This window comes from Gracilibacillus boraciitolerans JCM 21714, assembly GCF_000521485.1.
In the GTDB taxonomy this organism is placed as follows: Bacteria; Bacillota; Bacilli; order Bacillales; family Amphibacillaceae; genus Gracilibacillus; species Gracilibacillus boraciitolerans.
On record NZ_BAVS01000066.1, the window covers coordinates 1 to 4,147 of the forward strand.

At 41.2% G+C, this 4,147-nt stretch carries 3 protein-coding genes and 1 pseudogene; all 4 read right to left on the reverse strand.

Annotated features, from left to right (window positions below; translation table 11 throughout):
- The coding region (locus JCM21714_RS17575; RefSeq protein WP_162471748.1) for an Rpn family recombination-promoting nuclease/putative transposase at nucleotides 1-266 on the reverse strand (266 nt) is incomplete at its 3' end.
- A gap of 399 nt (nucleotides 267-665) precedes the next feature.
- Nucleotides 666-1,481: a carbohydrate ABC transporter permease gene (locus JCM21714_RS17580; protein ID WP_035726405.1), complete on the reverse strand. Its 816-nt coding sequence runs from the start codon at nucleotides 1,479-1,481 to the stop codon at nucleotides 666-668.
- Between the two features lie 12 nt (nucleotides 1,482-1,493).
- Nucleotides 1,494-2,393: pseudogene (locus JCM21714_RS17585) on the reverse strand (carbohydrate ABC transporter permease); the annotation flags it as partial.
- 324 nt (nucleotides 2,394-2,717) lie between these two features.
- Nucleotides 2,718-4,058, reverse strand: a complete 1,341-nt coding sequence (locus tag JCM21714_RS17590) for an ABC transporter substrate-binding protein (protein WP_035726398.1) — start codon at nucleotides 4,056-4,058, stop codon at nucleotides 2,718-2,720.
- Between the last annotated feature and the right edge of the window lie 89 nt (nucleotides 4,059-4,147).

Here is a 4,147-nt window from a genome sequence, read left to right on the forward strand (position 1 = left end):
CCTTTTTCGTTCCCCCCCCAAATTTCCACCATGTATTTTAGCAGTTGAAAAGGAGTATTGTTGCTCATATAACTCTTATGTTCAAACAAAAAATAGAGGTAGCCTTTTTCTTCTGAGATCGTGCATTGAAATAATAAATCGGAAAATTTCTCTTGGAGGTCTGAATTGATAAAGCTGTCTTTTAGTGGCTCAATGGAGTTTAGATCGATGAGGTTGACAATCGCTTGTGGAACGTAATGAATAATAAAATCCTGTACCACTTCCACATGGGAAAACGTTTCTTTGAAAAACTTATCATGAGGTTTGGATATTTTAATAGAAAACACCTACTTTCTATTGATTAGGAACAAACGTTCTATTTAAAGATATCATAATCCTTATTGATAGGCAACTACATGTCGGTAAATAGATGAAAAAAAATTTGATTTTAAGGATAACATATTTTTTTATAAAGATAATTAATAGGGATTGTAGTGCTGTTCACTGGAAAAGTGCTGTGCTTCACGGGAAATGTTTCGCTGTTCACTGGATAAGTGGCTCGCTTCACTGGAAATATCACTTTATCCAGTGAAGCAGTCAACTTTCTATCATCCAAGCCCAGACGGACGCAGAGTCTGTCCCCCCCTCGTACAACAGAAAAAAGCATGAATCGTGATGATTCATGCTTATCCTTTTACGGAGCCTGCCAGTAATCCGCGGACGAAGTATTTTCCTAATAAAATATAGACGAGTAATGTTGGCATGGCTGCGAGTAATGCGCCGGCCATTTGGACGTTCCACTGCACGATTTGACTGCCGGATAAGTTTTGCAGAGCGACCATAACCGGCTGAGCATCACTGTTGGTGATTGTTACGGCAAAAAGGAATTCGTTCCATATATTGGTGAACTGCCAGATTGCTACCACAACAAAGCCTGTGATCGATAGTGGTAAAATAATCAGGCGGAAAATACCCAGAAAGCTGGCACCATCTACTTTTGCCGCTTCAATCATTGATTCGGGGGGGATGTTCGCATAAAAGTTGCGGAACATCAGCGTCGTGATTGGTAAGCCGTAGACAACGTGTGTAAATATTAATCCGATAATCGAATTATAGAGTCCGATTTGATTTAAAAATTGGATCAACGGAATTAAGATACTTTGATAGGGAATAAACATCCCGAATAAGATCATGGTGAAGATAATTTCTGAACCACGGAATCGCCATTTTGACAAAACATATCCATTCATCGCACCTAATATGGCGGAAAGCAATGTTGCTGGGATCACAAGATATAAGCTATTCATAAAGTTTGGCGCGAGCCGAGTAAATGCTTCGCTATAGCTGGCAAAGTCAATCGCTGAAGGCAATGTCCACATTTCAGAAAGTGATACTTCATCCAATGGTTTGACACTGGTAATTACCATCACATAGACCGGCGTCAGGAAGAAGATAGCGACAGCAATCAATACAACATATTTGGCTATTTTTCTAATGACCATTAGGATGATGCCCCCCCTTCTGCTGTTGATCAGGTATGGCACAATGAAGACGGCGACAAGTAGTAACATGATAATCGCAATCGCGGCGCCATTGGCATAATAGTTACCACGGAAGGTTGTCTCAAACATGTAGACCCCTGGTACGTCGGTTACAAAGTTTGCGCCAGATCCTGTCATCGCGTAAATAAGGTCAAATATTTTCAGTGAAATATGTGCCATAATGATGATAACGCTCATCGTAATCGGCGTGAGCATTGGCAGAATTACTTTTCGGTAAATTTGCCATTCGCCTGCTCCGTCGATTCTTGCTGCTTCTCGAAGCTCATCAGGAATTCCAGTAAGTCCTGCGACATACATCGCAAGTGAAAATCCGGTCATCTGCCACACTGCAGCGATTACGACGGCAATCATCGCAACTGGCAAACCAAATTCGATGCTTCCCCACTGGAATCCCGCCAAAATATTTGTATCGGTATACCATTTTGGTTGGATGCCAAATACCTGTAAAAATTGATTAAAACCAGTGGACGGATTAAGCAACCATTGCCAGACAACACCTGTCACAACAAAGGACAGTGCCATTGGAAACAAAAAGATGTTGCGGAATATCGCATTCGCCTTTTTGGTCTGATCGAGTAAAATCGCTAAGCCTAAGCCTAATATGATAACAAAACCGATGAATAAGATCGTAAAAAAGACTGTATTTCGTAAATCCGCCTGGAACCGATAATCTCCAAATAGATAGAGATAGTTTTTCAAACCAGCAAATGACATGTCTTGCACGAGGGAATTCCAATTACTAATGGAAACCCAACCCGTCCAACCGATAAACCCATATACAAAAATAATAATGAGTAAAAAGGAGGGCGCTAAAAATAATATGGCCATCAGCTGATCCTTGCTAATTCTCATTTTGATTGTCCTCCCATCTGCTGTTTATTCTTTTTCTTTTGGTTTAAACTCTTGCTAGATTTATTTGCAAAATAGATGAGTTATTTGCAATTTTTCTGTTTTATTTGCAACTTCCTCGATTTATTTGCACTTTCACTCTTTTATTTGCAACTTCCTCGTTTTATTTGCACTTCCGCTCTTTTATTTGCAAATTCCTCGTTTTATTTGCAACTCCGCTCTTTTATTTGCAAATTCCTCGTTTTATTTGCAACTCACAGAATTCACTTGCAGTACAACTCTTTCACTCAAAAGGAGGGGGGGCTCGCATGACGCGAGCCTCCATTATTACATTTCTCCTGCTGCTTGCAGTTTTTCGATGAATTGATCGACGTCTTGTTGGGTAACGAAGATGTTCACCTCTTGATTTACTTTGGTTAAGAATCCTTCCGCTGCTGCAGAACCGTGTGCCAAGCTTGGTGTCAGGTTATTGTTTTGGAAATCTTCCATTGCGTCTGTGCCGTATTCGTCATATTTTGATTTATCAGCGTCGACGCGTGCTGGAATCGAACCTTTTAATGTGTTAAACGTATCCTGGCCTTCAACAGATGCTAACACTTTTAGGAATTCTTTGACTGTCTCCGTATTTTCGATACCTTTAGGTAAACCGAATGTATCGGTAACGACCATGAAATCTTCGGTTGTACCAGGGAATGCAAAGTATCCGTAATCTTCATTTACTGCCAGATTTAAGTCGTTAGAGAAGTAACCTTTTGCCCAGTCACCCATGTTGGTCATCGCTGCTTCGCCTTCGCCCACTAACTGCGAAGCATCCTGCCAGTTACGGGAAGCGTGATCCTCGTTCACATAGCCAAGGATTGTTTTGAAGTGTTCTGCCGCTTCACGGACACGATCATCATCGAAGCCAACTTCACCATTCCATAATGCTTTATAATCATCTGCACCTAATGTAGCTAATAACAGGTTTTCAAAAATTTGCGTTGCTGTCCATGCCTCTTTATCACCCAGTGCTAATGGTGTCACGCCGGCATCTTGAAGCTGAGCTAAGACATCGACAAATTCATCTAATGTAGTTGGTTCTTCAATGCCATTTTCCTCAAAAATTACTTTGTTATAGAACATCACATTGCCACGGTGAATATTTACTGGTACAGAATAAATATTTCCGTCTTTACTCACCAGATCGATTAATTCTTCTGGGAATTTATCCATTAATTCATTTTCTTCATAAAAGTCGTTCATTGGCTGCATCAAGTCAGCAGCAACCCAGCTTTCATTTAATTCCGCTCCACCGTGTACCTGGAAGGTTGATGGCGGGTCATTCCCTTGCATGCGCGCTGCTAATACTGCTTTGGCATTGGTACCAGCACCACCGGCAACTGCTGCATTTTCTACTTCAATATCTGGGTGCTGTTCTTTGAATAAATCAATTAGTGCTAATAATGCATCCTCTTCCCCTGCACCAGTCCACCAGCTGAAAATTTCTACTTTTCCGCCGTCGTCCTCTGCTGCTGCATCTCCTTCATCTGTTGTTTCTTCACCACCTGTATCATCGGTGGTTTCATCTGTTCCTCCTGCATCTTCTGTGGTATCCTGATCTCCTCCACACGCCACTAAGGCAACAGCCAGGATCAGCATCAATAATAATGCTAAGCTCTTTTTCAACATGTTTTTACCCCCTTGAAATAATATAAGCGTTCACCTACTGATTATTATAGGGAAAGGCGACTTATGTTGTGGCTGGTCGTGAATTTCGT